General features: G+C 39.5%; 22 protein-coding genes. All 22 read right to left on the bottom strand.

The window, feature by feature from the left end:
• Positions 1 to 5: 5 nt before the first annotated feature.
• The 22 genes from SPK86_RS09260 to SPK86_RS09155 all read right to left on the bottom strand — a co-directional run bounded on the left by SPK86_RS09260 (position 6) and on the right by SPK86_RS09155 (position 22,584).
• Positions 6 to 1,010 carry an ABC transporter ATP-binding protein gene (locus tag SPK86_RS09260; RefSeq protein WP_330949175.1) on the bottom strand — a complete coding sequence of 335 codons (1,005 nt, stop codon included), beginning with the start codon at positions 1,008 to 1,010 and terminating at the stop codon, positions 6 to 8.
• Positions 1,010 to 1,969, bottom strand: coding sequence for a C40 family peptidase (locus SPK86_RS09255; RefSeq protein ID WP_330949174.1), 960 nt, complete (start codon positions 1,967 to 1,969; stop codon positions 1,010 to 1,012). Before SPK86_RS09255 ends, SPK86_RS09260 begins: the two co-directional genes overlap by 1 nt.
• 217 nt (positions 1,970 to 2,186) lie before the next feature.
• On the bottom strand, positions 2,187 to 3,104 hold the full coding sequence (locus tag SPK86_RS09250; protein ID WP_284139275.1) for a S66 peptidase family protein: 918 nt from the start codon (positions 3,102 to 3,104) through the stop codon (positions 2,187 to 2,189).
• 104 nt (positions 3,105 to 3,208) lie between these two features.
• Entirely contained in the window at positions 3,209 to 4,843 is a 1,635-nt protein-coding gene (locus tag SPK86_RS09245; protein WP_284138959.1) for a peptide ABC transporter substrate-binding protein, read from the bottom strand.
• Between the two features lie 71 nt (positions 4,844 to 4,914).
• On the bottom strand, positions 4,915 to 5,919 hold the full coding sequence (locus SPK86_RS09240) for an ABC transporter ATP-binding protein (protein ID WP_284138958.1): 1,005 nt from the start codon (positions 5,917 to 5,919) through the stop codon (positions 4,915 to 4,917).
• A gap of 8 nt (positions 5,920 to 5,927) precedes the next feature.
• Entirely contained in the window at positions 5,928 to 6,884 is a 957-nt protein-coding gene (locus SPK86_RS09235) for an ABC transporter permease (RefSeq protein ID WP_330949173.1), read from the bottom strand.
• A gap of 1 nt (position 6,885) precedes the next feature.
• Complete coding sequence (locus tag SPK86_RS09230; RefSeq protein ID WP_284138956.1) at positions 6,886 to 7,818, bottom strand: ABC transporter permease; 933 nt, start codon at positions 7,816 to 7,818, stop codon at positions 6,886 to 6,888.
• 50 nt (positions 7,819 to 7,868) lie between these two features.
• Positions 7,869 to 8,702, bottom strand: coding sequence for a serine hydrolase (locus SPK86_RS09225; RefSeq protein WP_330949172.1), 834 nt, complete (start codon positions 8,700 to 8,702; stop codon positions 7,869 to 7,871).
• A 26-nt stretch (positions 8,703 to 8,728) separates the two neighbouring features.
• Positions 8,729 to 9,556, bottom strand: coding sequence for a M55 family metallopeptidase (locus SPK86_RS09220; RefSeq protein ID WP_284138954.1), 828 nt, complete (start codon positions 9,554 to 9,556; stop codon positions 8,729 to 8,731).
• A gap of 177 nt (positions 9,557 to 9,733) precedes the next feature.
• On the bottom strand, positions 9,734 to 11,044 hold the full coding sequence (gene murA, locus SPK86_RS09215) for a UDP-N-acetylglucosamine 1-carboxyvinyltransferase (protein WP_284138953.1): 1,311 nt from the start codon (positions 11,042 to 11,044) through the stop codon (positions 9,734 to 9,736).
• A 34-nt stretch (positions 11,045 to 11,078) separates the two neighbouring features.
• A complete protein-coding gene (locus tag SPK86_RS09210) occupies positions 11,079 to 11,792 on the bottom strand; it encodes a YwmB family TATA-box binding protein (protein ID WP_284138952.1) in 714 nt (237 codons plus the stop codon).
• A gap of 97 nt (positions 11,793 to 11,889) precedes the next feature.
• Positions 11,890 to 12,120, bottom strand: coding sequence for a DUF1146 family protein (locus SPK86_RS09205; protein WP_284138951.1), 231 nt, complete (start codon positions 12,118 to 12,120; stop codon positions 11,890 to 11,892).
• Between the two features lie 227 nt (positions 12,121 to 12,347).
• Positions 12,348 to 12,746 (bottom strand): F0F1 ATP synthase subunit epsilon, encoded by a 399-nt coding sequence (locus SPK86_RS09200; protein ID WP_284140121.1) that lies wholly within the window; start codon positions 12,744 to 12,746, stop codon positions 12,348 to 12,350.
• A gap of 115 nt (positions 12,747 to 12,861) precedes the next feature.
• Complete coding sequence (gene atpD, locus SPK86_RS09195; RefSeq protein WP_284140122.1) at positions 12,862 to 14,274, bottom strand: F0F1 ATP synthase subunit beta; 1,413 nt, start codon at positions 14,272 to 14,274, stop codon at positions 12,862 to 12,864.
• Positions 14,275 to 14,319: 45 nt separating this feature from the next.
• Positions 14,320 to 15,177, bottom strand: a complete 858-nt coding sequence (gene atpG, locus SPK86_RS09190) for an ATP synthase F1 subunit gamma (RefSeq protein ID WP_284140123.1) — start codon at positions 15,175 to 15,177, stop codon at positions 14,320 to 14,322.
• A gap of 132 nt (positions 15,178 to 15,309) precedes the next feature.
• Positions 15,310 to 16,821 (bottom strand): F0F1 ATP synthase subunit alpha, encoded by a 1,512-nt coding sequence (gene atpA, locus SPK86_RS09185; RefSeq protein ID WP_284140124.1) that lies wholly within the window; start codon positions 16,819 to 16,821, stop codon positions 15,310 to 15,312.
• 18 nt (positions 16,822 to 16,839) lie between these two features.
• The gene (locus SPK86_RS09180) at positions 16,840 to 17,385 is read right to left on the bottom strand and encodes a F0F1 ATP synthase subunit delta (protein WP_284140125.1); all 546 of its coding nucleotides are present in this window, start codon (positions 17,383 to 17,385) and stop codon (positions 16,840 to 16,842) included.
• Entirely contained in the window at positions 17,382 to 17,909 is a 528-nt protein-coding gene (atpF, locus tag SPK86_RS09175) for a F0F1 ATP synthase subunit B (RefSeq protein WP_284140126.1), read from the bottom strand. Before atpF ends, SPK86_RS09180 begins: the two co-directional genes overlap by 4 nt.
• A gap of 177 nt (positions 17,910 to 18,086) precedes the next feature.
• Positions 18,087 to 18,299, bottom strand: a complete 213-nt coding sequence (gene atpE, locus SPK86_RS09170; RefSeq protein WP_284140127.1) for a F0F1 ATP synthase subunit C — start codon at positions 18,297 to 18,299, stop codon at positions 18,087 to 18,089.
• A gap of 132 nt (positions 18,300 to 18,431) precedes the next feature.
• Complete coding sequence (gene atpB / locus SPK86_RS09165; RefSeq protein ID WP_284140298.1) at positions 18,432 to 19,154, bottom strand: F0F1 ATP synthase subunit A; 723 nt, start codon at positions 19,152 to 19,154, stop codon at positions 18,432 to 18,434.
• Positions 19,155 to 19,156: 2 nt separating this feature from the next.
• Positions 19,157 to 19,579, bottom strand: coding sequence for an ATP synthase subunit I (locus SPK86_RS09160; RefSeq protein ID WP_330949171.1), 423 nt, complete (start codon positions 19,577 to 19,579; stop codon positions 19,157 to 19,159).
• A 755-nt stretch (positions 19,580 to 20,334) separates the two neighbouring features.
• Positions 20,335 to 22,584 (bottom strand): S8 family serine peptidase, encoded by a 2,250-nt coding sequence (locus SPK86_RS09155; protein WP_330949170.1) that lies wholly within the window; start codon positions 22,582 to 22,584, stop codon positions 20,335 to 20,337.
• Positions 22,585 to 22,820: the final 236 nt, after the last annotated feature.

The raw sequence follows: 22,820 nt of genomic DNA, 5'->3' as shown, positions 1-22,820 counted from the left end.
CTACATTATTGGCTTGCAATCGTAATTTTAGGAGATGTCTTTGTTGTGTTATTCCCCTCGTATAAATGACAGGCGACAAAGTGGTCTTGTTCAACCTCTTTCCACGACGGCTTTGTTAAACTACATACCTCCATTGCCATCGGACAGCGCGTTCGGAACACACATCCGCTTGGCGGGTCTATCGGACTTGGCAACTCCCCATTTAAAATAATCCGCTCTCTTCTTTCTTCCACATCTGGATCTGGGATTGGAATTGCGGATAAAAGTGCCCTTGTATATGGGTGTAATGGATTATCATAGAGCTTACTGCTTTCGGTCAGCTCTACCATATTCCCTAAATACATAACACCGATGCGATCGGAAATTTGCTTTACCATCGATAAATCATGGGCAATAAATAGAAATGTAAGGCCTTTTTCTTCTTGTAGCTCCTTCAGAAGATTCACTACCTGTGCTTGAACAGAGACATCTAATGCGGATATCGGCTCATCAGCAATTATAAATTCTGGATTCAAGGCAAGTGCGCGTGCAATCCCAATTCGTTGTCGTTGGCCTCCGCTAAATTCATGTGGATAGCGATTGGCATGATCTCGATTCAGACCAACCTCTTCCAGTAGTTCATAAACACGTTCAAGCTGCTCCTTTTTACTTTGGAACAATTGATGAACCTCCATCGGCTCAGAAATAATCTCTCGAACGGTCGAGCGGGGATTTAAAGAGGCATATGGATCTTGAAATATCATTTGCATGCTGCGATAAAATCGAAAACGTTCTTTTTCATTTAGCCCGTGCACATCTTCTCCTTTAAAAAAGACTTCGCCATCCGTGCTTTCGTACAATCCTAGAATGGTTCTGCCAATCGTTGATTTTCCACAGCCAGATTCACCAACAAGTCCAAACGTTTCTCCTTTTTTTACATAGAAGGAAACACCATTTACAGCCTTTAGAATACGTCCCTTCCCTATTTCAAAATGTTTCTTTAAATCATTCACCTGTAATATTTTTTCCATTACGCTCTACGCTCCTCTATTGTCGACCAATAACGCCTTGCAACACAAAGCTCTTGTTCATATAGTGTTCCAGCTAAAGGAGTAATTTCTATGCCCTTCCCTGTTTGTGGAGAATGTACCATTTCCCCGTTTCCGAGATAAATCCCTACGTGATGTACATTGCCTTTTCCTTCGTTATGAGCAAAAAACAAAAGATCTCCACTTTGCAATTGGTCTAATGGCACCGCTTCTCCGTGAATTGCCTGATCTGAAGCATCTCGACTGATTTGGTAGCCATTTGCTTTATAAGCTGCATACGCTAAACCGGAACAATCATAGCCAAATGAGCTCATCCCACCCCAAAAATATTCAAGGCCGATAAACATCGTTGCAGCTAGAGCAATTGCTTGTCCAGATCTTTGCTTCATTCCATCTCTTGTATTTACGATATAGACATCACTCTTTAATAAAAATGCACTTCCTTCAGGTGTTTTAACTTTTATCCTCGCTTCTTCATCAAAAATAACCGGCAAGGCTGTTAAAAAACTGAGCGAAAAAATGCGATTGCCGGAGTGTTCCTCTAACCAAGCCGTTTTCGTTTTCACTACTGCGGTTTGTTCTCGTTGCCAATCTGCTTTCATTACTTTTTTTAATTGTACGATTGGGACCCAGCCAGGATAGCCGTAATCATCCTTGCTTGATGGCTGGGATGGAATAACGATACGTGCCCAACCCGCTTTTATTTCTCGAACCAGCACATATTCGCCGAATAGCAATTGGGTTTGAACGCGGTTTTCATCACATAAGGCTAGCTTGTCATGATAAGATAATGTCTTTACCCATTGCACAATATTCGTTGGATTCTCTAACCCTAGCTTATCCATATCTCTTGCCGACTGTGGAGATGTCCAAACTGTAGCTACTTGAACCGAGGTTACCCACAGCTCTTCTTGTAGCGAATCAAACGTTTGTTTATACACGCTAGCACTCCTCGTATAGTATGGTTAGGCGTTTTTATCCGCCTATTGTTTCAAATGTTCTCTAAGCTATTACTTCTGACTACAGGCGGATGCTTTCCACGGGCATGGCTTGCGTCTCCTCGGAAGAAACCCGCTTCCCTAGTGTCTCAAATCTCATGCTTTTCCGATTGGAGTCACCACCTTGATGCAAGTAAACCTCTAAGCGTCCATGCTCCTTTCATTGCACTCCTGGTGTAATCAATAACGTTTTTGAGGTGCTATCAAGTGTTGCTTCAACACCTAAAGGAATAGCTATATTTGGTGTGCAATGACCTATTTTAAAGCCTGTTACTACCGGACACGCTATTTTTTGAAAGTAGTGGTCAAATACCTCTTCTAATGTGAGGGATGGAGAAGCTTTTGGAGATGAATCGGCAAAATCGGCCACAGCTACCCCTGCTAGCTTGGAGAGTTTTCCAGCTAAGCGCAGCTGGTTGAGCATGGAATCGATCCGATATGGCGCCTCGCCAATATCCTCTATTAAAAGGATTTTATCCTTTGTATCGATCTCAAAAGACGTTCCAAGTGTGCTCGTCAAAAGGGAAAGGTTGCCACCAACAAGCTGTCCTCGCGCTGTTCCAGGAACAAGCACGTGAAGTGGAGAAATCTCCTCTGTATAACGTATTTCCATCGGTGCAAATAATTGATCCAACATAGCGAATGATTTCGAGTCAAAATCAGGTTTTGCGATATCTGACTCGATCATCGGACCATGAAATGTAACTAATTCTGCTTGCTTATGAATAGCAGTGTGTAAGTATGTAATATCACTATAGCCCCATATAATTTTTGGGTTGTCACGTAGTAATGCATAGTCAATACGATCAGCGATTCTTCCTGTTCCATAGCCTCCTCTTGCAAAAAAAATTGCTTTTATCGTTTTATCTGCAATCATCGTATTCAGATCATCTAAACGTTCTTCATCTGTTCCCGCTAAATAGCCATATACGGTAGAAACATAATTTCCTAGCTTGACCTTTAGTCCCTTTTTTTCTAGCAATGGAATTGCCTGATACAGCTTTTCCATGTTTGGTGGACTTGCAGGAGCAAGTACGCCAATCGTATCTCCAACTTGTAAACGATCTGGATAAATCATATCAAGCAAGCTCATCCCTTCCGTACGGATAAAAGTGATGCTGGGACAAAAGATTTTTTATGATTGACTCAGTTACCCTATTCGCCCCAGCATTTGTATCCTAATTAATTTTGTTTATCGGCATACTTTAAATCAAAATAGCCAACTGGATGACGTAAAATGCCCGAAACGCCTTCTGCTTCTAAAACAACTGTATTGTAATAACGAATTGGCATAATAATCATTTCTTCGGCTAGCATTTTTTCTGCCTCATACATATATTCCCAACGTTTTTCTTCATCCGACTCTGTTTTTCCTTTTGCAATTAGCTCATCGTATGCTTTACTAGAGAATCCCGTACGATTCATATAAGAGTCTGTTATAAAGCTTTCTAAAAAGTTAATTGGATCACTATAGTCATTAATGAAAGAGCTCCGCGAAAACTGCAGTTCCAATGCTTTTTGTGCTTCAGAGAACACATTCCATTCCTGATTTTCTAAAGATACCTCGACCCCAAGTGTTTCCTTATACATATTTTGTAGCTCTTCTGCTACTGCTTTATTCGTATCACTTGTATTATAGGAAAGCGTTATTGGTGGAAGCTTCTCATAGCCTTCCTCCTTCATTCCTTCCTCCAGTAATTGCTTTGCCTTCTCGGCATCAAATGTAACTAAATCCCCGTTTTTTTCACGGAAATCCTTTCCATCTGGCCCTTTAAACCCTGGAGAAACAAAGCCAAATGCAGGCTCCACACCATTTTTTACGACATACTCCGCAATATTCTCTCGATTGACAGCATATGCAAACGCCTTTCGGATCTTTTTATTTTGAAATGGTTCTTCTTTTACATTAAATCGATAAAATTCCAGTCCACCATAATCTCCAATAAATACATTCTCACCGTCAATCAGTTGGTCAGAAAGCTCTGCTGGAATACTTGCGGTATCAAGATCTCCACTTTCAAACATTTGATACTGCGTATTCGAATCATTTACCATCGCAAAATGAACTTTATCAAGCTTTACTGCACCTTTATCCCAATATTGATCGTTCTTAGCAAAAACCATTTCCACATCATGGTCCCACGATTCTAACTTAAATGGTCCATTTGATACAAAGGTATCTGCCTCCGCATGCCAATCTGGCGTTTCTGCAGCAACCTTATGGTTAATAGGAAAGAACGCTGGATTTGTTAGCAAATCCGGGAAAAATCCTGTTGGGGCTGTTAAAACAACCTCTAATGTCTTGTCGTCCTTTGCCGTTACTTTCACATCATCAGCTTTGCCTTCTCCATTGTTAAATGCTTCTGCTCCTTCAATAAAGTATCCGAGAAAAGCTGCTTCAGAAGCATTAGCTGGATCAAGCATATATTTCCAAGCAAACTCAAAATCCTTTGCCACGACAGGATCGCCATTCGACCATTTAGCATCCTCTCTAATCGTGAAGGTATATGTTTTTCCATCTTCTGAAACATCAATTTTTTCCGCTGTGGCGGGTTCTGCAACATGGTCCTTATTCAGCCGAGTTAAACCTTCCATTAAATTATTCAACGGATCCCAAGATACTGCATCAAATCCAATCGAAGGGTCTAATGATTTCGGTTCTGTTCCATTATTTAGCTTTAAAATCTTTTCTGTACTTTCCTTTGCATCTTTACCTTCTTCATCATTTGGCTCTTTACCTGCATCCTTTGTTGCGGTACAACCGACTAGTACAAAAACTGCGAACACGGTCATTAAAAAAACCAGAAACTTCTTCACTGTATTTCCCCCTTTGTTCATTTTATTTCCTCCATATTCTTAAAACTTTATTGCTACTTGCGAGCTACTCACTATTTTATCGGCAGAGTAGCTTGCAATTGCTTTGCCCGTTCATCCTGCAACCAGCACGCTACATGGTGAGAATCAGTTATGTTGGTTTGAACAGGATAAACTTTATTACACACCTTCATTGCAAAAGGACAACGCGCATAAAATGAGCAGCCCTTTGGAGGTGAGAATAAATCAGGTGGTGTACCATCAATCGGTGTTAGTTTTTCGCCATCTAGATCCAGGCGAGGAACAGATTTTAAGAGTCCTTTTGTATAGGGATGCTGTGGACGATAAAAAATATCTCTTTTCTCTCCCATTTCAATGATCTTCCCTGCATACATGACTGCAATTCGATCAGCTATATTCGCAACAACCCCAAGATCATGCGTAATTAAAATAATGGAAACACCTGTCACCTTTTGGATTTTCTCGAAAAGCTCTAAAATCTGTGCTTGAATGGTTACGTCAAGTGCGGTTGTTGGTTCATCCGCAATGAGTAGCTCTGGTTCACAGATAAGTGCCATTGCAATCACAATTCGTTGACGCATTCCACCACTAAATTGGTGAGGATATTGCTTTAATCTCTCTGCCGGATTAGAAATTCCAACTAATTCCATCATTTCAATCGCTTTTCTTTTTGCTTTGTCAGGAGACACCTTATGATGCTCTCTGAGCCCTTCCATTAGCTGTGAGCCAATGGTTAAGGTCGGATTTAACGCAGTCATCGGATCCTGAAAAATCATTGATATATCAACACCGCGAATCGAACGCATTTTCTTCTCTGTCTCATGCATTAAATCCTTGCCTTTAAAGCGAATCGAACCTTTATCAATTTTCCCTGGTGGATTTGGAATAAGTCGCATAATCGCATTGGATGTGACACTTTTTCCGCAGCCTGACTCTCCTACAATTGCTAGCGTTTCTCCTTGTTTTAATGAAAATGTGACTCCACGCACTGCTTTGACTGTTCCACCATATGTAGAAAATGTGACGTGTAGATCTTCAACTTCAAGAATATTTGTCATCTATACACCTACTTCCTCAGCTTCGGATCGAGTGCATCCTGTAGTCCATCACCTAGTACGTTAAAGGCAAACATCGTAAAGGAGATAAAAAAGGCAGGAAAAAATAACGTCCACCAATTTCCTGATAATATGGCCCCTAGTGAATCATTTGCCATCGTTCCCCAGCTTGCATATGGGGATTGAATTCCAAGTCCTAAAAAGCTTAAAAATGCTTCTGCAAATATTGCCGATGGTACGGTCAACGTCATTTGTACAATTATCGGCCCCATCGAATTTGGAAGTAAATTACGCCGAATAATACGTGATGTCTTCGTACCAAATGACCTAGAGGCAAGCACAAACTCATAGTTTTTTATTTGTAGTACTTGCCCGCGAACAATTCGCGCCATTCCAACCCATCCGGTTACGGTCAGCGCAACAATAATCGTCGTTAAGCTCGGTCCTAATACTACTAAAAGCAAAATAACGACTAACAAGTACGGAAGTCCATATAATATTTCAATAATGCGCATCATCACATTATCTGTACGTCCACCCTTATAGCCCGCAATTCCTCCATAAATAATACCAATCGATACATCAATTAATGCTGCCATTAATCCAACAAACAATGATATCCGTGCACCAAACCACGTACGTGTAAATACATCACGTCCATGGGAATCTGTGCCAAACCAATGGGATGCAGATGGTTCCTGATATTGATTGGGCAAATCTGATTTATTCACTTCATAAGGAGATAAAATCGGTCCAAAGATAGCTAAAAAGATTAAGATGATTAAAAAAACGAGACCTGTCATTGCTAGTTTATTTTTACGTAGTCGTTTCCATGCATCATTCCAATAGGATAAAGAAGGACGAGCAACCTTCTCTGCTTGCGTTTTATCTGACTGTTCCCATTCAAACCAATCATCGGGAATGTTCGTAGAGGAGGGCATGATGGAATCCTTTGAGGTATATTTCATACTATTCACCCTCCTTTTGATGTACCTTTATACGCGGGTCCAATATGCCATAAGCAATATCAACTAGAAATAACATCATAATTAAGAAGACGCTATAAAACACCGTTGTTCCCATGATTACTGGATAATCTCGATGATTAATGCTTTCTACAAAATACTTTCCCATCCCTGGGATCGCAAATATTTGCTCAATAACAAATGTACCTGTCAATATACCTGCTAATAAAGTTCCCATAATGGTTACTACTGGCATGAGCGCATTACGTAAGGCATGCTTGAAAATTATTTTCCATGGTGATAATCCTTTTGCACGCGCCATCTTGATGTAATCCTGGGTGAGCACTTCTAGCATCGTGGACCTCGTTAGTCTGGCGATAATCGCCATCGGACCTGTTGCCAATGCTAGTACAGGAAGAACCATATGCTTTGGACTAGACCATGTGGCTACTGGGAACCATTCCGCATTTACGGCTAGCTGTTGAATTAATAGCGTAGCTAAAATAAAGTTCGGAATTGATATTCCAAATACAGCAACTCCCATTGCTAGATAATCAACGAAGCCATTATGTCGGAGAGCTGCAATAACACCTAGAATAATCCCTGATATAACAGCAACGATGATCGTTATAAGTCCTAATTCAAATGAAATGGGAAAGCCCCTCCCTAATAAATCATTTACCGTTTGATTCGGTTGTTTAATAGAAGGACCAAAATCAAATAGAATAACCGATTTTATATATTGGAAGTATTGAATATAGTAAGGTTCGTCCAGATTATAAAATTTTTCCAGATTTGCTTGTACTGTTTCGTTCGATGACTGGTCACTATTAAAAGGTGAGCCGGGAATAGAAATCATTAAAACAAACGTAAGTGTCACGATAATCCATAGTGTAATACACATAATCAATAATCTTTTTAATATATAGCGCAGCACATAACCCTCTCCTGTATCATTATCTTTCTAACATTCCAAAATCTATTTAGTTAGCAAACGCTTTCATTTTTGGTTATATGTAAATAATCATAGATTTCTCTGCCAATCAATTGGATTGTATTCCGCGCAACGAGATCATCCATATCCTTTGATAGTACAGAGGCAATTAATTGACGTTTCCCTACATAAAAAATACCTATATCATGGTTAATTCCTTGAACATTTCCTGTTTTATGAGCAATTTCCCAATCTTTTTGTCCTCCAAAGTAAGAAGGCTCTGGAGAAGCTAGGCGGCCTGGAAGTCCATCTTGAATTTGCTGCTTTTTTAATATCGCAATCATTTGCTCACATGCATGCGCAGAAATCACTTTGCCTAAGGCTAGTTTTTTTAACATGGCATTCATTTCTGCTGCTGTAATCGTATTATTTCCTTTCCTAACTGCAGGTACAATCATTAGCTTGTTGTAAAACTTACTTTGAATAAACTCATATTCGACCATTCGTTGTTGAATATGAGGCTCTCCTAGAAGATCAATAAGCATGTTGGTAGCAGTATTATCACTCTGAATAATCATTAACATCATGACATCGTATATCGGTAGCTTGATACCTGGCGTCATATACTGGAGTACACCAGCACCACCTACTTGATCTGCCTGTTTCAGCTGTAGTTCATCATCTAATGAAAGATCACCATTATGAGCCGCATGAAAAACAGCCATCATAATCGGAACTTTAATCACACTTGCTGCATAAAATGGTTCGTTCGCATTCCAATACCAACGTTCGTTTCGGTCAAGGTCTTCTAGGACTATCCCCCACTTGCCATTCGTATTCTCAATAATATGTTGGATACGGGCGGTTAGCTTCTTCATTCGATACATATCAACTCCTTATAAATATGTACTTCTCACGATGAAAATGTAGCGTTTAAAGCTAGTTCTACCATTACAAGCATGGCCTGATACGCTTCCAATATATCCTTTGCCTCAAAGCGAACGATTGTTGTTCCAGCTTCTAAGATTGTACCTGGCATGAGACTGGCCCATTCTGCCTGTCCATAATTGTTAAATTCAATTTTTATGACCGGTTTTTCCGGTGGAGCAAGTGGATCGACTTTGTTCCGTCTATCTAAAGCATGCTGTACACGTTTTGATAATAATTCACCAGCTTTTTGGGGCGTTAAGCTTTTAACCGCAGACCTCGATATCGTTTCCTTTACCGTTGCAGTCGTTACATTAGGGATCAATTCCTCTGCCTCTTTAACTGCTTGATCATCTCCTGCTACCATTAATATTGGAACTTCAAAATACCCAGCTACATAGGCATTTAATCCCAACTCACCAACTGGTTGGTCGTTTATGTAAAAATTCCGTACAGCATGGATCATTGAATGCGACATAACACCAAACTGTCCAGCGCGAGCATGGTAACCAATAAATAGTGCTCCATCATAGGAAGCATCTAAGCCTTGCATCATGGATAAAGGCTTCCCCTCACCAGTAATTAACAATGCCTCAGGATGTAACGCATCAATTAACAAGTTGTTCATTTTAGAATGGCTATCATTCACAACAATTTCACTACAACCACTTTGCATTGCTGCCTCGATAACATAATTCGTTTCATCTGTCATAATCTTTCGAGCGCGGTTGTAATTATGCTTTTCAGCGAGTACAAATGTATGGTCGGGCAATCCAGTAATTCCTTCCATATCAACAGAAAGATATAATTTCAAGATGATTCACCCTTTATAAATTATTTATAATTTTCATTTAATTTTAGCATAACCTTAAATAAAATAAAAGATGCATTTTTACATATTAAATCCTCTTCACATACAAAAAAGCCCCAATGAATAGATATTCACTATTCATTGGGGCTCACTTCATGAGAATAATAGAAAGATAGCCGGTTATTTTGCAGTTTCTAAATCTGCCTCAGTTGTAGGAGTTACGACATCTCCACTTTCATCAACACGTTCAATATCTGCTCCGAGCGCAGCTAGCTTGCCAGCAAGATCAACATATCCTCGATCTAGATGCTTCAATTCTGTTACTCTTGTAAAGTTCTCAGCAGCTAGACCAGCTAAAATCAACGCAGCGGCAGCACGCAAATCGGTTGCTGCAACCTCAGCACCTTGTAGATTTGAAGGACCTTCAATAATGACACTTCGCCCCTCAATTTTCATCTTCGCATTCATCCGGCGAAACTCTTCAACATGCATAAAGCGATTTTCAAACACGGTTTCTGTTATGACACTCGTTCCTTCCGCACATAACATTAATGCCATCATTTGCGATTGCATGTCAGTAGGAAACCCTGGATGTGGTAATGTTTTGATATCCGTAGCTTGGAGCTTTTCTGGTCCGATCACGCGAATACCATTTTTTTCTTCCACTATCGTTACATTCATTTCTTGAAGCTTTGAAATAACAGGACGCAAATGCTCACTCACCGCATTTTCAATTAAAATATCTCCTTGAGAAATAGCTGCAGCCACCATAAAGGTACCTGCCTCTACTCGATCAGGTATGATATTGTGTTCCACGCCCTGAAGTTTTTCTACACCTTCGATGCGAATAGTTTCTGTTCCTGCACCGACAACCTTTGCCCCCATCTTATTTAAGTAGTTGGCAAGGTCAACTATTTCAGGTTCTTTTGCACAGTTTTCAATGATGGTTTTGCCCTTTGCTAATGCTGCCGCCATCATAATGTTTTCCGTTGCGCCAACACTAGGCATATCAAGGTAAATTTTTGCACCCTTTAAGCGACCATTAACATGCGCTTCTACAAAGCCATTCCCTACATGGACCTCTGCTCCCATTGCTTCAAAACCTTTTAAATGAAGATCAATTGGGCGAGAACCAATTGCACAGCCTCCAGGCATAGCAACCTTTGCGTGTCCATAACGGGCTAATAGTGGTCCCATCACAAGCACGGAAGCACGCATTTTTCGTACATATTCAAAAGGAGCTTCTGTCTTCAATTCAGTTGAAGCATCAACCGTTACCGTATTATTACTAAAATGTACATTTGCATTCATATTTCGTAGTACTTCATTGATTGTATATACATCTGCCAAGACAGGAACATCATAAATAACGCTTTTTCCTTCACTTGCAATAAGACTGGCTGCAATAACAGGTAATACTGCATTTTTTGCACCTTCAACCTTTACAGTGCCCCTTAATTGCTGTCCGCCTCTTACGATGATTTTTTCCATATTTCAAATCTCCTTCAGATCCATTTTCATAATATTAATATTCATTTATTAAGATAGGTGTTCCAATGGTGAATGTGACGTCACCTTGCTTATCTATTTCAGTAACGATTTGTACATTCATTGGCTTATTATGTATGATAAGCCGCTCTTCCCATAATGGTGTATACCCGTAAATAATTTTTTTATGCATCGTTTTTACTAGATTATCAGTCTGTGTAGAAACATGTCGTAATTTAAGTTTTTTTGCTAGATTATCTGATAAATAACCAATATCCATTATAGCATTAGGTTTAGTTGTCAGACAAGTAAATATTTCCCGTTTCTCTGTGAAATATTGTTCGGTAACTTGTTGTTTAATTTTTTGATATTCAGACTGTGTAGGTGGATCCCAACCGGAACCCTTTATTACGATTGAAAAAGATGCACGATACTGTTTGTTTTTAGGTAAAACAGCATTATAGGATACGATAATTCCAGACGTTTTATGGATGTCTCTTGAAGCATATTTTATACTGTTTTCATCTTCTTCTCGTAAAACGGAGTCTTTATGCTTCCAATCTTCCAGCAGCTGTTCAATTCTTGAACGTTCCGCGTTTTCCTTTATCGTGATCTCCCATGTTTCTATCAAATCTCCTTCACTCGTAATAATCGATGCTAATTGGACGAGTTCATCCTTTTTGATACTAGATGCGAACACGTTATTGGATAATAAATAGATTAGTACAGAGATAATAATAACCTTTCTCATAAAAAAACCCCCTTCACCATACGCTTTTATAAGTATGATCAAAGGGGAATTCATATATACATAGTTTAAGAGAATACTAGATATTTAGAATGATGTATTAGAATAGATACATCAAATCTCTGGACCACTGCATAAATTCTAAGAAAAACCGACTAACACCAGCACCAATTATTATCGCGAGGAACAATAAAAAGATTTTCGCCTCAGCTGCATGGCCTTTACGAATAATAGGCTCAAAATTAATGCTTTGCATTATTCTCCACGTAATAAAAATAAATATAAGGTGTGAAATCATACTAATAATAGCTAACTGTCCAATTGAAAACATATAATCCTCCTATTTGCTAATACTAATGTTACTCTGCCATGCTTTGCAATGGTTGTCAACGGAAAGTTCACCTCTTCTTTCTCCTTTGGTTATTCCGAACGACAATTCCAGTCAATACATCCTAGTTTTCTTATTTCCCGGGAAATATCGACATATATTGCTTTTTTGTCTTCTCAAAAATAGAAAACTCCCATAACAAGTTGTTATGAGAGTTCTTTAATATTATGTTAGCGTTGAACAACATTCAATCTGTTCATAGCCCGTTTGAGTGCTAATTCTGCCCTATGGAAGTCGACATGGTCTTGTCTTGACTGTAAGCGACTTTCAGCTCGTTGTTTTGCTTCACGTGCTCTGCTTACATCAATATCTGAAGGCTTTTCAGCGGACTGCGCAAGAATCGTTACTTTATCGGGGCGAACTTCTAAAAATCCACCACTTACAGCGAGACGATCAACATCATTTCCACGCTTTAGTCGGACTGCACTTATTGTTAGTGGAGCAACTAAAGGGATATGACCAGGTAAAATACCAAGCTCACCGTTTTCCGCTTTACAGCTAACCATTTCATAACTATCTTCCAATACTGGACCATCAGGAGTAACAACACTCACAGTTAGTGTTTTCAATGTAACCCCTCCTTGGACATGCAGGATGTATTTTCCGTTATTTGGAAAACCTGTTAAGGTAGTAGTTGAATTTACATTTATTCGCTACTTTCCTAACCTACATCTCTCATCCATATTATTCCATGCTTTTTGCTTTTTCTACAACTTCTTCGATGCGACCAACTAAACGGAATGCATCTTCTGGTAGATCATCATACTTTCCAGCAAGGATTTCCTTAAAGCCTTGTACTGTTTCTTTAACAGGTACATAAGAACCTGGCTGTCCAGTAAACTGTTCAGCAACGTGGAAGTTTTGTGATAGGAAGAACTGAATACGACGTGCACGAGCAACTGTTAGCTTATCTTCATCGGATAGCTCATCCATACCAAGAATGGCAATGATGTCCTGAAGCTCTTTATAGCGTTGTAACGTACGTTGTACCTCACGTGCGATTTCGTAATGTTCATTTCCCACTACTTCTGGATCTAGTGCACGAGAAGTCGATGCTAATGGATCCACAGCAGGATAGATACCTTGCTCAGATAGCTTACGATCTAAGTTAGTTGTTGCATCCAAGTGCGCGAAAGTTGTTGCTGGCGCTGGATCTGTATAGTCATCCGCTGGTACATAAATCGCTTGAATGGAAGTAACAGAACCTTTATTCGTTGAAGTAATACGTTCTTGTAATTGTCCCATTTCTGTTGCAAGGGTTGGCTGATAACCTACCGCTGATGGCATACGTCCCAATAACGCTGATACTTCAGATCCCGCTTGTGTGAAACGGAAAATGTTATCGATAAACAGAAGTACGTCTTGCCCTTGTTCATCACGGAAGTATTCAGCCATGGTTAAACCAGTTAATGCAACACGCATACGTGCTCCTGGTGGCTCGTTCATTTGTCCAAATACCATCGCTGTTTTAGCGATAACACCTGAATCTTTCATTTCATAGTAAAGGTCATTTCCTTCACGAGTACGTTCTCCAACTCCGGCAAATACAGAAATACCACCATGCTCTTGGGCAATGTTGTTTATTAATTCCTGAATTAATACCGTTTTACCAACTCCGGCACCACCAAATAGACCGATTTTACCACCTTTAATATATGGTGCTAAAAGGTCAACAACCTTAATTCCTGTTTCTAGAATTTCGGTTTCAGTTGATAAGTCTTCGAATTTTGGCGCTTCACGGTGGATTGGATCCTTTCTCGTATCTGCAGCCAATGGTTCGTCAAGATCAATTTTTTCTCCAAGTACGTTAAATACACGACCTAGGGTAACTTCACCTACTGGTACAGAAATCGGTCTTCCTAAGTCCGTAACCTCCATGCCACGTTGCACACCATCTGTTGATGACATAGCAATTGTTCTTACTGTGTTATCACCTAGATGAAGTGCAACCTCTAATGTAAGCTCTGTTTTTTCTGAAGAGCCTGCATCAGCATTCATTTGGACAGTTAGTGCATTGTATATTTCAGGGAGCTTATCATCATCGAACTTAACGTCAACGACTGGTCCCATAACCTGTGTAACATGTCCTTTGCTCATCGATTTCCCTCCTAACTTACTGCTTATAAACATAGACAAGCTTGCTTATTCTAGGGCAGCTACCCCACCAATAATTTCAGTAATTTCTTGTGTGATTCCTGCTTGGCGCGCGCGGTTATAAGATAATGTAAGCCCATCAATAAGGTCTTCCGCATTGTCTGTAGCACTACGCATAGCAGTCATTCGCGCTGCGTGCTCACTTGCTTTTCCATCAAGTAATGCACCATATATTAAGCTTTCCGCATACTGTGGTAACAGCACTTCTAAAATCTGCTCTTCATTCGGCTCATACTCGTACTGACTGCTTGATGCTGCAGTCGAGTCAATGTTCGTAATTGGTAATACCTTTCTTTCCGTTACTACTTGTGAAATGGCACTTACATAGTGATTATAGAAAATGATAAGCTCATCAATTTCTCCATCACTGAACATTTGAACCGTTTCAGAGGCAAGCTTTTTAATATCTGCAAAGCTTGGTTGATCTGAAAGTCCTAATATACTTTGTGCGATTGGCATATCTCGTTTTTTACAAAATTCATAGCCCATACGACCAATCGCTATTACTGTATAGTCTTCAGCAGATTGATGTCGCTCTTGAACTGTTTGATATAGCTTTCTAAGCACACTACTGTTATATGCACCAGCTAAGCCACGATCAGAAGTAATTACTAAATAGCCTGTTTTCTTTACAGCACGCTTTTGCAGCATTGGATGACTTGCATCCGAGTTTACCGCTAGATGTGCTACAACTTCTTGAATCTTATCGCTATATGGAACAAAAGCTGTTGCATTTTGTTCTGCTCGTGCCATTTTGGACGCAGAAACCATTTCCATCGCTTTTGTAATATGCTTTGTTTTCTCTGTAGAGTCAATTCGATTTTTAATGTCTCTAAGTGATGCCAAGCTTTTTCACCACCCTTCCTAATATAAGGTCGGAGGTTGAAAACGAGAGATTGAGTTGAAATAGCAGAATAATTCTATTCCTCTCACACTCTCCATCTCCAAACTCTTTTATATAGAAGAAAATGTTATTTCTTATTTTTCAGTAGGCAAGAACGTTTTCTTAAATGATTCAATTGCATCATTCATATCTGCTGCTTCTGGAAGGTTACCAGTTTCACGAATAGAAGCGAGTAATTCAGCACGGTTGTTATCAAGCCATACATGGAATTCTTCTTCAAAACGTGTAATATCCATAGTTGGAATATCATCTAGGAATCCTTTTGTTAGTGCATAGAGAATCATTACTTGCTTTTCTACTACTAACGGCTTATGCAGCCCTTGCTTAAGTACTTCTACAGTGCGTTCCCCACGGTTAAGCTTTGCTTGGGTTGCTTTGTCTAAATCAGAGCCAAACTGAGCAAAAGCTTCTAGCTCACGGAATGATGCAAGATCAAGACGTAGTGTTCCTGCAACCTTCTTCATCGCTTTAATTTGTGCGGATCCACCTACACGGGAAACAGAAAGTCCGGCATTAATTGCTGGACGTACCCCAGAGAAGAACAAATCCGATTGTAGGAATATCTGTCCATCTGTAATTGAAATAACGTTTGTTGGAATATATGCTGAAATATCGCCAGCTTGTGTTTCAACAAAAGGAAGTGCTGTTAATGAACCTCCACCTAGTGCATCACTAAGCTTTGCAGCACGCTCTAATAAACGTGAATGCAGATAGAATACATCCCCTGGGAATGCTTCACGACCTGGAGGACGACGAAGCAACAAGGAAAGCTCTCTATATGCTGCCGCTTGCTTGGATAAGTCATCATATACAACGAGAACATGCTTTCCGTTATACATGAACTCTTCACCCATTGTAACGCCTGTATAAGGTGCTAAATAAAGCAATGGAGCAGGATCAGATGCTCCAGCAGAAACGACGATCGTATAATCAAGTGCACCATAGCGACGGAAGGTTTCAACAGTTCCTCTAACAGTAGATTCCTTTTGTCCAATCGCAACATAAATACAGATCATATCTTGATCTTTTTGGTTAAGGATTGTATCTACTGCGACTGTCGTTTTTCCTGTTTGACGGTCACCGATAATTAATTCACGCTGCCCACGTCCGATTGGAACGAGTGCGTCGATCGCTTTAATACCTGTTTGTAATGGCTCATGAACAGATTTACGTGCCATAACGCCCGGTGCTGGAGATTCGATTGGTCTTGTTTTTGATGTTTCGATAGGACCTCTACCATCAATAGGCTGTCCTAACGGATTCACCACGCGTCCTAATAATTCCTCTCCAACTGGTACTTGCATAATACGACCTGTACGACGAACTTCATCGCCTTCTTTTATTTCAGTGTAAGGACCAAGGATTACGATACCTACGTTCGATTCCTCGAGGTTTTGCGCCATTCCCATTACACCATTTGAAAATTCTACTAGCTCTCCAGCCATGACATTATCAAGACCGTGAGCACGAGCGATACCGTCTCCAATTTCAATAACTGTTCCGACATCACTTACTTCTATATCAGAATCAAATGATTCGATTTGCTGTTTAATCAGTAGACTGATTTCCTCAGCTTTAATGCTCATACCATTTCACCCCTATCATCAATTGTTCGAAGTTATAATATTTCGTTCGATACGTTTTAATTTCCCGCTAATCGTACCATCAATAATCGTATTTCCAATGCGGATTTTAATCCCACCAAGTAAGGAAGGATCAACCTTGTTTTCAAGATGAACAACACTTTTATTGAAGCGTTTGGCAACAGTTGTCTCCAAATCCTTCAGTTCTGCATCGGATAACTTTCGAACAGAATGTACTGTTGCTTCTGCAACGCCTCTTGCACTATTGACCAGATTAATAAAATTTTCGATAATCGAGGGTACTAGTGCTACGCGATGACGCTCTGCAAGAAGTTTAAGTGTATTAAGGACGTCCTTCGAGCAATCCTTAAACACTTCATCAATAAATGTCGTTTTTTGTGAAAGCGTTATACGAGGATGTGCGAGAAATCCACGAAGCTGCTTATCTTCTTGAAACACTTGTTTGACTACACGGAATTCTTCCATTAACTGGTCTAGTGCAGCCTTATCATTCCCAAGCTGGAAAAGAGCATCTGCATATCGTTTGGCAACTATTGCTTCACTCATCGCTCTTCTCCTACCTCTTTAATATATTCATTGATCAATTTTTCTTGATCTTGTGCACTAATTTCTTTTTCAATTACTTTACTTGCAATAAGAACGGATAAGGATGCAACCTTATCTTGAAGTGCTTGCAATGCCTTTTCTTTTTCGTTTTGTATATCAGCTTGTGCAGCTTGCTTAATGCGTTCTGCTTCTTGACGAGCAGATTCAATAATATTTTGCTCTTGCTTTGTCCCAGCAAGTTTCGCATCTTCAATAATCTTTTGTGCTTCTTGTTTCGTCTGCAATAATTGCTCTGCGGCTTTTTTAGAGGATTCCTCTGCTTCCGCACGGCTCTTTTCAGCTGCTTCGATTTCACTTGCTACATATTCTTCACGTTTTTGCATCATGGAAACAACAGGTCCCCAAGCAAATTTTTTCACTAGCAATAGCAATACAACGAAGAAGAATAGCTGAATGAACATTTCTAACGGACGAAAGCCACCAAGCGCAGCATAAACATGTGTAAGTCCAGTAAATGCTTGCACAATATTCACTCCTTTCACCTTGATTGGTAAACCTTTTTGTATCGTTCATGATTGTTTCGGCTAATTCATTAAAAACAACGGCGAAGTTTTCTTCAAAAGATATCCTTCGCCATGAATAGGTTGCCTGCTCAAGGAAATTTCCTTTCAAGCATCAGTAAACCGGAGTAAAATTGCCGCTTACTGGAACATTACGATCAAAGCAATAACGGTTGCGATAATAGGCATTGCCTCAACCAAACCAACACCAATAAACATGGTTGTTTGCAATTGACCTTTTAATTCTGGTTGACGTGCGATTCCTTCCACTGTACGACTCACGATCAAACCGTTACCAATACCTGCACCTAATGCACCTAATCCTACTGCGATTGCAGCTGCTAAAGCTCCCATAATATAAATCCTCCTCAATGATTTTTATCATTTTAATATTATTTCCGGTTTTAATAGTTTCCTACTAAAACTGGTTTTTTAATGTTTTCATGTACTGCTTGCTTATAAGCAATGGGATAATTCCACAATCGATTAGTGATCTTCACTGACTTTATGTGAAATGTAAACCATTGAAAGCATGGTGAATATAAACGCTTGGATCCCTCCAATAAACACACTAAATCCTTGCCATGCAAGAAACGGGACAGATCCAAAGACGAAGCCTAACACGCCAGAGGTTGTTAGCCCTACAAGTAAGCTTAATAATACCTCACCAGCGTAAAGGTTACCAAACAAACGAAGACCTAATGTCAATGTATTGGCAAACTCTTCAATAATTTTAATTGGAAACAAAAATGGCACTGGTCGAAAATAGTCTTTAACATACTCTTTTCCACCTTTCATCTTAACACCATAATAATGGGATAAAATAACTACCATCGCCGAAAGAGTCAACGTAATCCCCGGATCAGCAGTTGGTGATTTCCACCATACATCTCCACCAACGACTACATTCGTCATTACCCCTAGCATGTTTCCAACAAGAATGTACGTGAAAAGCGTTATTGCTAGTGGTAAGAAAAGCTTCCCTGTTTTCCAATCCATGGTGTCATTAATGATTCCTTTAATAAATTCAAGAATCCATTCCATGACATTTTGCGCACCTGTTGGCTTCATTTGTAATTTTCTTGCGCCCCAGACGCTTAGTAAGAATACAATCAACGATGTGATAAACATCATTAAAATATTAGATAGGTTTACATCCATCCAAGGAATGCCAAAAATGTCTTCCACTATCGGTGCACCATGATTCATCATTATTCACCCCTCTTTCCAGCTTTATCCTTATTTTGAAACATCATAAAATCTATCATAATGACTATATAGGAAGTCATTAATCCTATTATGACAGCAATAATATGGAATTGTTCTTCATATCGAAGTGCAATCAGAACGACTAGCGCTGCAGCTGCGAACCTTGAAAGCATCCCTATACCTCGAGAAGATTGTTTTCTTGCAATAGCTTCTGTAAATTCAAGCGTCTTTTTTTGCAACAGGTATAGATTATAAAAGCTTGCAATCGTTCCCAACAACAGACCTAGAAAGACCTCCATAAATGGAGTGATTCCAGCTCCAAGCAAAAACATCGCGAGAAGGTAAAGCATCCATTTCCGTTGTCTAACTATCATTTGTTCATAATCTGACATCTTCCATTCTTCTCCCGCTTGGATTTCACCCATTTATTGTTATTCTCTTTGAATTAAGATTAATTATGTACTGGAAACGTGAAATGAAGACCTTCCGAGGAAGATTGCTCATTTTTCACAAAAAACATACGCAGAAATTCAACACTCCTCATAATGAAGAATGTAATTGCTTCTTTTAAGTTTGAAAGAAAAATTCCTATCAATGTTTCTATCCAGGTGCGTTTTCTAAGAGAATTTGCACGCTTCGACAAAAATGCGCAAATATTGCAGTTTACAATGAAAACCATACCATTCCACACTAAGCAAGTTTACAATAGCAATAACCTGTTGTCAATTGGTTTATGCGTTTATTTGTAAATCTATTCCCGCTTATTTTTTGGGTGTTTGACGAGAAATTTTTGTTCTTTTACGTGTCCTGTTTATTCGCTTCTAATCATTAATGAAAAAATGAAAACACCTGCTTCTCATTTTCAGAGGAGCTTGGTGTTTAGCGCTTGAAAATTCACCCTATAAATAAAAGTATTTGCAAGAGAACCTTATCCTCTATTATATCGGATTATGATAGGTGATTATTTGACATTTATGTGAAGAAATTAATGAAACGAAAAGTAGTTCCTATTTTCTTTGTGGTTATATACTTATTCGAATCTATTTCTCGGAAGCAAAAAGTGGCTTCCTCCAATATTTTTAGATACAAGTCGAACTACCATAAGTTTCAGGAAGTGCTTCCTTCTTGTACTTTGAAACACTTCCCGTTTAAGGGCGAGGGTTTATGACAAGCACTCATGCTAGGGTAAAATTTGAAAATCTAGCTCATGATTTTCAAATGTGCCATTCTCCAAATGAACAGTAAGCATTACTTTATATAGGCCTGGTTTCCCAAGATCCGCTTTATCCATTTTCCCATCATTTAAACCTGCTGATGCATCTTTTAGCTGAAGTAATGTTCTTTCATAGATTAATGTATCTGGATCATACAGTTCAATGCGTACCTCTTTTGCAGCCTCTGCTAAATACAGCTGGTACGTAAATTCATCTTCTGAAAATGGTTCTAATTCAAAGCTAAAGCCCATTGCTCTCGGATAATCCGCTGTCTTATTAAGAAAAACATACGGTAAATGATAGGTTTGATCTTGTTGATTTAAGGTAAGCCAGCCTTGATGTAGTCCTTCCTTTAACAAATTAGAAGTAACTGAAAGCTCAATTGGAACTTTTTTCTTTGCATGCTTTGGAATCGTAAATCTTTGTGGTAAATGCCAGCTTATTCCTTTCTTTTTAATTGGAATATGAAACGTAAACGTTTGAGGTGTATTACTTGTATTTTCGATTGTTATATTAGTTACGTTCGTTTTACGAAATGCATCAATTTTGCCAAAGCTTATGGATTGATTATAAATGATCGTCTTTGCATTTATTGCCTTCATAGGATTTACTAATCCTGTTCCTTGGGCAATTGGCTCAATTGATTGGCCAGACTCCTTTACGAGTTGATTTGCCGTCGTTTTCAGTGCGGCGGTTATTTTTTCATTAGACCAAGATGGACGAGCTTCCTTTAGTAAAGCGATAACACCTGCTATATGCGGAGCTGCCATACTTGTTCCTTGCAGACTTTGATAGCCTCCGGGAACCGTGCTAACAATATTTGTACCTGGAGCAATAAGATCTGGTTTTACCTTCCAATTCATTGTTACCGGTCCACGTGAGCTAAACGGGGCTACCGTTGCATTTTCTATTTCATAACGTGTTGCAACAAACGGATACAATTGCTCACTATAGTTTTTTAACCAAAATCCCGATTGCTTGGAAATAGAAGCTACTGGAATGGATAATGTGTCCGCGCTATCTGCTACTGTACCTTGAAAGCTTCCTTCTTCATTGTTATAGATGAGTGCCGCCACTGCTCCTTGTTCTTCCGCTTGTTTTGCTAGTTGAGAAAAAGGAATTTTACCACGTGAAAATAAAGCAATCTTTCCTGCTAAATCTTCCGCTTTCGTTGCTTGGACAATTTCATAATCCTTCATCAAATTCCAAGGGATTGCTCCGTGCATTGATTGTATCGCAATGGTTTTATCTTCTTTTTCAATCGATAGCATTGGTTTTTCGATTGGACTAGCATATGCGCCAACTGAGATAGCTTTAGTCGCTGTTGCGGGCGCGCCAACTGTCCAGCGACTTGGACCATTATTGCCATTTGCAATGACAACAGAAGCCCCAAGCTCTGTTGCCCGGTTAACTGCCTGACTCGTTGGATAATCAGGGCCATTTATCGTATTTCCTAAAGATAAATTAATCACATCCATCTTATCCTTTACCGCCTGCTCCAATGCCGCAATCACTTGTACAGAAGTTCCAACTCCGCCTGGGCCAAGCGCTCGATATGCATAGATCCTTGCATTTGGGGCAACGCCTTGCATAGTACCGTTTGCAGCAATAATACCTGCTACATGTGTACCGTGGAGAGTCGCTATACCTTCTGCTGGTTTTGTTTCCATAGGATCCTTATCTAAATCCACTAAATCATAGCCACCAGCATAATTCGTTTTTAAATCTGGATGGGTATAATCGATTCCTGTATCAATGACGCCAACTTTCACTCCATTTCCCGTATATGGAGTTTGATTCATTTCGTGTGGTAAGTAATTATTTTCTCCCAATGCCGATTGCAGCATTCGTTTTGCTTGAAACGAACTGCGCAATTGATCAGCTTCCGATTTTCCTATCTCTATTTTATCCACTTCGTACGTTCTAACCGCATGCATCGTTTTTACAAACTCTAATGTAGCAAGCTTCTCCAGTTTTCTAACATCTCCTTTTAACGCAAGGCCTTGAAACAATTTTTCGTACGTAGCAATGACATCTATTGAAGGGTAGTATGTCTCAATATATTCCTTTCGTTCCTGTGGTTTCCCATCTACTTCAATAATAATAGATTGTTGTTTTTGACTAGTGGAGGAATCTGAAAAAGCAAATGTAACAGTGGGAGCTGCAAGCATTAACATGAATAAAAAAATGTAAAATATTTGCTTAATTTGGTGCATGCCATTTCTCCTCGCATTGTATATTTAGGCATTGTTTTCTACCTATCTCTACAGGCCGACGCTTTCCACGGGCTTGAGCCTCCTCGCTCACAATGAACGCTCGCTGTGGGGACTCAAGAATCATGCTATTGCCGCAGGAGTCTCCGCCTTACATTCCAGATAACAAATTTTAAACAGATTGTACTATGATAACTACGTAACATATCGCAGCAGGTCTTTTTATCTATAGCTTTTGT

The sequence above is a fragment of the Virgibacillus sp. MG-45 genome (assembly GCF_036409425.1).
In the GTDB taxonomy this organism is placed as follows: Bacteria; Bacillota; Bacilli; order Bacillales; family Amphibacillaceae; genus LDC-1.
The sequence above is the reverse complement of the archived record's forward strand: the minus strand, read 5'-3'. Positions and strand labels throughout refer to the sequence as shown.

Excerpts from the sequence above, each read along its gene's own strand:
- atpD (WP_284140122.1), bottom strand. The coding sequence starts at position 14,274 with ATGAGCAAAGGACATGTTACACAGGTTATGGGACCAGTCGTTGACGTT.
- atpA (WP_284140124.1), bottom strand. The coding sequence starts at position 16,821 with ATGAGCATTAAAGCTGAGGAAATCAGTCTACTGATTAAACAGCAAATC.
- SPK86_RS09235 (WP_330949173.1), bottom strand. The coding sequence starts at position 6,884 with ATGAAATATACCTCAAAGGATTCCATCATGCCCTCCTCTACGAACATT.
- murA (WP_284138953.1), bottom strand. The coding sequence starts at position 11,044 with ATGGAAAAAATCATCGTAAGAGGCGGACAGCAATTAAGGGGCACTGTA.
- SPK86_RS09210 (WP_284138952.1), bottom strand. The coding sequence starts at position 11,792 with ATGAGAAAGGTTATTATTATCTCTGTACTAATCTATTTATTATCCAAT.
- SPK86_RS09250 (WP_284139275.1), bottom strand. The coding sequence starts at position 3,104 with ATGATTTATCCAGATCGTTTACAAGTTGGAGATACGATTGGCGTACTT.
- SPK86_RS09260 (WP_330949175.1), bottom strand. The coding sequence starts at position 1,010 with ATGGAAAAAATATTACAGGTGAATGATTTAAAGAAACATTTTGAAATA.
- SPK86_RS09205 (WP_284138951.1), bottom strand. The coding sequence starts at position 12,120 with ATGTTTTCAATTGGACAGTTAGCTATTATTAGTATGATTTCACACCTT.
- SPK86_RS09240 (WP_284138958.1), bottom strand. The coding sequence starts at position 5,919 with ATGACAAATATTCTTGAAGTTGAAGATCTACACGTCACATTTTCTACA.
- SPK86_RS09160 (WP_330949171.1), bottom strand. The coding sequence starts at position 19,579 with ATGGGTGAAATCCAAGCGGGAGAAGAATGGAAGATGTCAGATTATGAA.
- SPK86_RS09180 (WP_284140125.1), bottom strand. The coding sequence starts at position 17,385 with ATGAGTGAAGCAATAGTTGCCAAACGATATGCAGATGCTCTTTTCCAG.
- SPK86_RS09225 (WP_330949172.1), bottom strand. The coding sequence starts at position 8,702 with ATGTATCGAATGAAGAAGCTAACCGCCCGTATCCAACATATTATTGAG.
- atpB (WP_284140298.1), bottom strand. The coding sequence starts at position 19,154 with ATGAATCATGGTGCACCGATAGTGGAAGACATTTTTGGCATTCCTTGG.
- SPK86_RS09155 (WP_330949170.1), bottom strand. The coding sequence starts at position 22,584 with ATGCACCAAATTAAGCAAATATTTTACATTTTTTTATTCATGTTAATG.
- atpE (WP_284140127.1), bottom strand. The coding sequence starts at position 18,299 with ATGGGAGCTTTAGCAGCTGCAATCGCAGTAGGATTAGGTGCATTAGGT.